This window comes from Prosthecodimorpha staleyi, assembly GCF_018729455.1.
In the GTDB taxonomy this organism is placed as follows: domain Bacteria; phylum Pseudomonadota; class Alphaproteobacteria; order Rhizobiales; family Ancalomicrobiaceae; genus Prosthecodimorpha; species Prosthecodimorpha staleyi.
On record NZ_JAHHZF010000022.1, the window covers coordinates 24,109 to 30,108 of the forward strand.

6 protein-coding genes are annotated in these 6,000 nt (G+C 65.2%); 4 read left to right on the forward strand and 2 right to left on the reverse strand.

The features are described 5' to 3' along the window. Nucleotides 1-565 precede the first annotated feature (565 nt). Nucleotides 566-1,723: an alpha-D-ribose 1-methylphosphonate 5-triphosphate diphosphatase gene (locus tag KL771_RS27280; protein WP_261971669.1), complete on the reverse strand. Its 1,158-nt coding sequence runs from the start codon at nucleotides 1,721-1,723 to the stop codon at nucleotides 566-568. A gap of 159 nt (nucleotides 1,724-1,882) precedes the next feature. Here KL771_RS27280 and KL771_RS27285 point away from each other — a divergent pair, with 159 nt between their 5' ends. From KL771_RS27285 to phnE, 3 genes are read left to right on the forward strand one after another with little or no spacing between them, the layout of a single operon-like run. After that, nucleotides 1,883-2,749: a PhnD/SsuA/transferrin family substrate-binding protein gene (locus KL771_RS27285; RefSeq protein WP_261971670.1), complete on the forward strand. Its 867-nt coding sequence runs from the start codon at nucleotides 1,883-1,885 to the stop codon at nucleotides 2,747-2,749. Further along, entirely contained in the window at nucleotides 2,749-3,576 is an 828-nt protein-coding gene (locus tag KL771_RS27290; RefSeq protein ID WP_261971671.1) for a phosphonate ABC transporter ATP-binding protein, read from the forward strand. Before KL771_RS27285 ends, KL771_RS27290 begins: the two co-directional genes overlap by 1 nt. Beyond that, nucleotides 3,573-4,355 (forward strand): phosphonate ABC transporter, permease protein PhnE, encoded by a 783-nt coding sequence (phnE, locus tag KL771_RS27295; RefSeq protein ID WP_261971672.1) that lies wholly within the window; start codon nucleotides 3,573-3,575, stop codon nucleotides 4,353-4,355. Before KL771_RS27290 ends, phnE begins: the two co-directional genes overlap by 4 nt. Before the next feature lie 499 nt (nucleotides 4,356-4,854). Here the strand turns inward: phnE and KL771_RS27300 are convergent, their stop codons facing one another. After that, nucleotides 4,855-5,610: a PhnD/SsuA/transferrin family substrate-binding protein gene (locus KL771_RS27300; RefSeq protein WP_315901539.1), complete on the reverse strand. Its 756-nt coding sequence runs from the start codon at nucleotides 5,608-5,610 to the stop codon at nucleotides 4,855-4,857. Nucleotides 5,611-5,799: 189 nt separating this feature from the next. On the opposite strand from KL771_RS27300, the gene KL771_RS27305 reads away from it, so the two are divergent. Next, on the forward strand, nucleotides 5,800-6,000 hold a 201-nt coding region (locus tag KL771_RS27305; protein WP_261971673.1), incomplete at its 3' end, for an ArsR/SmtB family transcription factor.

Genomic DNA, 6,000 nt, shown 5'->3' on the forward strand with positions numbered 1-6,000 from the left:
GTGTAGTGATCGCCATCACCGCTATCGAATTCGCTGACCTGCTTTGGCTCGGTCAGCGCTGCCTGGGACGAATTGGGCGGTGCAGCAGCCAAGTGTGTTAAACATCGGTTTCTTTTGAATCAATGACTTAAAGTGGAGAAGGTTGGATATTGGGTCCTTTCCCTCCGCCATTCCCTTAAGTAATATTGTCTCTCCCGTTGTGTTGTCCCGCCAAATTCGCCGGTCATCCTGCCGGTTTTCGAGAAGCACCATGACGTCTCGCGCGTGGCGTGCGACCTGTTTCTCGTTCTCTCGGGGCTTTTTCTCTTAAGCCTCTGACTCAGCTCGAGACGCCTCCTCGACCTCGTGACCGAGCACCGGGGCGATCTCGTTCTGGTGATGCTGCGCCGACCGGCACCTGGCTTGTCTGACGGCACTTCGTCGGTCAGCGCGCTGCTCCTGCAGTCGAGCCGCCCCCCCTGGGCGATGCGGAGGTCGATCCGGGCCGCAGACCCGCCGGGGGGATCGAGGATTCCGCGCTGCTCGGCCGCGAGCACGGTTCGATGTCGCGGCAACTTTCCGGCCGTCAGATCATCGAGACGGATCGTCGTGCATGCCGCAATGCGCCGCCCACAAAGGTAAACGCAACGTCGGGATCGCCTCCCACGGCATTCGGATCGACCAGGATCATATCGGCCCGCAATCCTGCCCGGATGCTGCCTCGATCGTGCAGCCCGAGCGCGTTCGCCGGACCGCGGCTGACCAGCGCCCAGGCATCTGAGAACGCTGCGACGCCGGCAGCCGCCAGGCGAAAAGGAGCCGCAAGCAGTGCAGCATAGTAGTAGTCGGATGCCAGCGCCGTACAGAGCCCGCGCGAGACCATGTCGGATGCCGACGGGCAGCCTGTGTGACTGCCATTTCGGATCACGTTCGGCGCGCCGAACACGATCGACTCGCCGGCAGCGCCCGCGGCAGCCGTCGTCTCCTCATTGATCGGGAACTCGGCGATCGAAACGCCAAGGTCGCGGAACCAGGCGCGCTGCGCGGGAGATGTGTCGTCGTGCGACAGCATCGGCAGGCCGGCGTCGCGGGCGGCGGCGGCCAATCGTTCGATCGCACCCGGCACCTCTTCCCGGCGTTCGTAGACCTCGTCGACCAATTCGAGGAACGCGTGCCGGGACAGCCCCGTCCTCTCGATCATCTTGCCCACCTTCTCTGGCCTGGACCGGCTCTTCAGGGTGCCCTCCATGTGATCGTTGAAGGCAAGACAGCCGATGCGGCCCGCTCCGATCCAGCCGATGATCTCGGCCTCCGCATCCAGGTTGAAGGTCTCGTGACGCAGGTGGATGCGGGTGTCGGCGGACAGGCCGGGGCGCAGCCGTTCCACAGCGTCGACCATGGCCCGGGCGCCCTCCGCGCCGCGAAGGCCCGGTTCCCACGACCAGGTGAGCGCGTGATAGGCGGTCGTGATGCCGTTCGCGACGAGTTGCCGGTCCGTCTCGATCAACGCCATGTCGATCGGAAAGGCGACGCCGGGCCTCGGCATGATCTGCTTCTCGAATGCGTCCCCGTGGATGTCCACGATGCCCGGCAGAGCGAGCAGGCCGCGGCCGTCGATCTGTCGCGCATGCGCAGCCGGCTCATCCTGAAAGACCCCGTCCGCGATGTAGAGATCGCGCATGCTCAGGGTGGTGTCGGCAAGGACCTGCGCATGGCGGATGATCCAGGACTCGGTCGGGGTCATGTCGTTCTCCCTCGGCGGAAACCCCAATCCCCATCTTCTATGATGCTGATGTGACAGCTCGCTGTCATCGAACTGAGATGCGCCTTCGCTATCCGACCGGGTATGGCGCCGCGCGTCGAACGCGCAGACGGTCGTCGATCCATCGGGAGAGCTCGAGACATGAAGACCTTGCTTGCCGGCGCGGCCCTGGCCGTATCCATGGTCCTCGGCCCGGTCGTCCAGGCCGCCGAGTCGATCCGGTTCGCCGTGACCGACGTGGACGGACTGGAAAGCATTCAGCGCGAGTTCGGGCCCTTCAAAGCCAAGTTCGAGGAACTGACCGGCCTTAAGATGCAGTTCTTTGGCGTCTCGGGCCGGACCGCGGCCGTCGAGGCGATGGCGGCCGACCAGGTCGATTTCGTGCTGACCGGTCCGGCCGAGTATGTCGTGTTCGCAGCGCGCACCAAAGCCGTCCCGGTCGTCACGTGGCAGCGGCCCGACTATTTCGCGCACCTCGTCACCGTGGAGGACGGTCCGATCAAGACGGTTGCCGATCTGAAAGGCAAGAAGGTATCGTTCCACGAGATCGGTTCGACCTCGCGCCACTTGGCGCCGGCCGACGTCCTCTCCCAGGCCGGTCTCGCCTACGGACGCGACTACGAGCCCGTCTTCGTGAAGGTCAATGTGGGCCTGGAGGCGCTGCGCCGCGGCGACCTCGCCGCCCTCGGCATGAACGCCAACGATCTCAAGGGAGCCGCGAAGCGCTTGCCGGACCTCAAACTGAAGGTGCTCGCGCGGTCCAAGGAACTTCCCGACGACGTCCTGATCGCCTCCTCGAAGGTCCCGGCCGCGACGGTCGAGAAGGTGCGCGCCGTGTTCATCGAGAACGGGTCAGCGATGATGGCCGCGGTCCTCGCCACCGAAGCGAACCAGAAATATGCCGGCGGCGTGTTCAAGCCGGGCGTCACCGACAAGGACTTCGATTCGGTTCGCGCCATGTACCGGTCGGTCGGAATCTACGCCTTCGACAAGTTCATCGGGAACTGATGGCCGCGCCGCAGACCCACACGGCGGCGGAATCGACCCCTGACGAGCTCGCGCTCGACGTGCGCGGGCTTGTCAAGCGCTTTGGCGACCGGTCGATCTTCGACGGCGTCGATCTCGCCGTCCGGCCCGGCGAAGCCGTCGGGATCATCGGAGCGAACGGGACCGGCAAGTCAACCCTGCTCCGGTGTCTCGTCCGCCTTACGGAGCCGGACGCGGGATCCGTCCGCATTCTCGATCGGCTCGTGACGGGCTGCGACGCCCGTGCCCTCCGCCGGATCCGGGCAGGGGTCGGCTTCGTGTTTCAGAGGCACAATCTGGTCGGCCGCCTGAGCGCGCTCAGCAACGTGGTGCACGGGGTGCAGTCGCGCATGTCCGGGCCGCGAACCTGGTCTCAGGCCCTCGCCCCCGAGAAGGTCCGACGCGAAGCGCTCGAGTGCCTCGATCAGGTCGGGCTCGCCGATCGCGCACTGCAAGCCGTAAGTTCGCTGTCGGGCGGGCAGTCCCAGCGGGTCGCCGTCGCCAGAATGCTGATGCAGCAGCCCCGGCTCATCCTGGCTGATGAGCCGGACGCCAGCCTGGACCCCAAGTCGGGGGCGGAGATCATGGCGCTCCTGTTCAGGATCAGCCGCGACACCTGCACGCCGCTCGTGTTCGTCTCTCACCACATGGAACACGTCGTGCGCTTCGCCGACCGGGTCGTCGGCCTTGAGCACGGCAGGATTTCGCTGAACGTGCCGGTACGCACCGTCGACCCCGAACGCCTGAAGCGCTTCTTCAGCGAGCCCGGGTCCGAAGGCCGACCGCAGTCCGAAACGGTGGATGCATGACCGGCCCCGTCGCGCGTTTCGAACGACCGAACGCGATCGGATTCGCGCTGACAATAGCTGTGCTCGCCTTCCTGGTGTCCTCCTTCTGGGCGTCCGACCTTTCGCTCGACAAGCTGCTGCGCGGCCTGCCGGGCATGGGTCGGATCCTGGGCCAGATGTTCCCGCCGGCGCTGGATGGTCTGGACCGGATCCTGCTTTCCCTTCTCGGCACGTTTCAGATGGCGATCGCAGGCGTGGTCCTCGGCCTGGCCATTTCGCTACCGCTCGCGATCCTGGCGGCCGACGGGTTGTCACCGCATCCGGCCGTCAAGGCCGCCACCCGGACGCTCATATCTTTTTTCCGCACGGTTCCGGATCTCGTCTGGGCCCTCATCTTCGTGATCGCGGTCGGGCTCGGGCCGCCTGCCGGCGTCCTGACCATAATGATCGACACGATCGGCTACGCGGGACGCTTCTTTGCCGAAGCGATGGAGGAGACCGACAAGGGGTCCCGGGAAGCCCTATCGGCACTCGGCGCCAGCCGCACCGGAGTGATCGCCTCGTCAGTGGTCCCGAACGCCCTTCCCTCCTTCATCGCCACGTCGCTGTTCTGCGTTGAGAAAGCGACCCGGGCCTCCGTGGTCCTCGGACTCGTCGGCGCGGGCGGGATCGGCGTCGAGCTCAAGGTGGCCTTCGACCTCTTCGACTATCAGACTGCTGCCACGATCATCCTCGTGATCTTCGCCCTGGTCGTGGTCGTCGAACAGGTCGGCGCCCTCCTGCGTCGCCGATTGCTTTGAGCGGAGTCTCCCGGATGCGTCGCGGGGCTTCTTCTGCCCTGGAGATCGGCCGTCCGAGGGGAAAGAGGGTTCCCGGGACGCAGCGACCCGCTCCGGGCCGCCCAGACGAACCTTGACCGGGTCGGGCCGCGAATGCGGAACTGGTCTGCTGGCAGTGCCGAGCCCGAACCGAAGAACCGCTCTGATGAAACTCCGTCACGCCGCGGTCGTCTTCCTTTCGAGCACCGAATTACTGGCCGCCGATCCGAACCCCAGAGATTGGCCGTTCGTGCTTGCCACCGCAGCAGGGCAGATCGTGCCCTTTTATGCCTGGGCAGGGAGTCGAGGATCAGCTCGTTGAGCCATGTGAGAGATAAACCGTTCCGGCGCGCCTCCGGGCTGGCGAGTATGCGAAGGTCGTCAAGACCCTGCGGAGTGAGGTCGCGACCGTCATCGTCCGCACGGTAAGTGAGCAGTGCCGATCGGACCACATCGCGGATACCGCGCAGACCGCGTTCTATCAGATCGATAGGGCCTTCTGGCCCTCATGATCCTGAGACATGCCTGTAAGGGCTTCGCGAAGCCGCACGATATGCGGTGCCGATCCTTGCGAGGACGCGCAGGCGACCGGCGGGAAGCCGAGCCATGCCGATTTCACGACCACGCGGGTCTCAGCAACCAGTGCAGCCTCCACCTCGCTCATGACTTCGTAGACATATCCGTCGACGCTGCCGCTGGCGGCGAGGCCCGAGCTGACGGCCCGGATCACGTTTCGATGGCCATAGGTGAAAAACGTCTGGCGGAAGAACCGGCCCGGGGTGGTGCCAAGCCGCGCGAGCGCTGCTGCGGTGACCAGCCAACCTGAATTCGAATCCGGGTCGGAGAAGGCATGAATGTCGCCCGTCAGATCCTCGATTCGAGTGCCGGCGTGGCTCCGGCCGGCGATGAGATAGGACTGATAGAGAAGACCGCCCCTCCAGACCGGAACGGCGACAAGGTCCAGTCGGTCGGCATTGGCAACGAACGGAAAGCCGCAGATCCATGCCGCGTCGAGCTGCCCGGACAACAGCAGGGAGGTGATCTCCTGGTAGATCCTCCGGCTGACCAGCTTCACGACCGATCCGGTCGCCCGCTCCAGGTAACTCTTCAGGCTCGCGAGCAGCTCCAGATCGGACGTCAAGAAAACGGGGGTCAATCCAAACCGGATTTCCTTCTCTTGCGAGCGGCCCACATGCGGACCCGCCGCAATGAGCGGTGCCAAGGACAAAAGCCGCATGGCTGCTCGTCGGCCAAAAAGCCGAGGTGCCGGCATCGTGCATCCCGCCCGTCGTCTCGGTGCTTCTCTGTCACCGTCTGACCTGATGACGATACCGCGTTCCTCGGTGAATCCGAAGCGAAGCGCCATTCAGGGTCGAGAACCGGGAGCGTCGCAGAACCGTCATGATCTGTCGATAAGTCTCGACGTATGGACCAAGAGCAGACCATACTCGCCTTGGCGGCGCTCGCGCAGCCGACGCGGCTCGACACCTTCAGGATGCTGGTCGCCAGTGCGCCCGCGCCGATTCCGGCCGGCGAACTCGCGCGCCGCCTGGCCGTCCCGCACAACACCATGTCGGCGCATCTGGCCGTGCTGGCCAGGGCCGGCCTGGTCACGGCCGAACGCCGG

Bases quoted from the DNA above. Each gene is read 5' to 3' on its own strand.
- KL771_RS27280 (WP_261971669.1), bottom strand. From the start codon at position 1,723: ATGACCCCGACCGAGTCCTGGATCATCCGCCATGCGCAGGTCCTTGCC.
- KL771_RS27300 (WP_315901539.1), bottom strand. From the start codon at position 5,610: ATGCGGCTTTTGTCCTTGGCACCGCTCATTGCGGCGGGTCCGCATGTG.
- phnE (WP_261971672.1), top strand. From the start codon at position 3,573: ATGACCGGCCCCGTCGCGCGTTTCGAACGACCGAACGCGATCGGATTC.
- KL771_RS27290 (WP_261971671.1), top strand. From the start codon at position 2,749: ATGGCCGCGCCGCAGACCCACACGGCGGCGGAATCGACCCCTGACGAG.
- KL771_RS27285 (WP_261971670.1), top strand. From the start codon at position 1,883: ATGAAGACCTTGCTTGCCGGCGCGGCCCTGGCCGTATCCATGGTCCTC.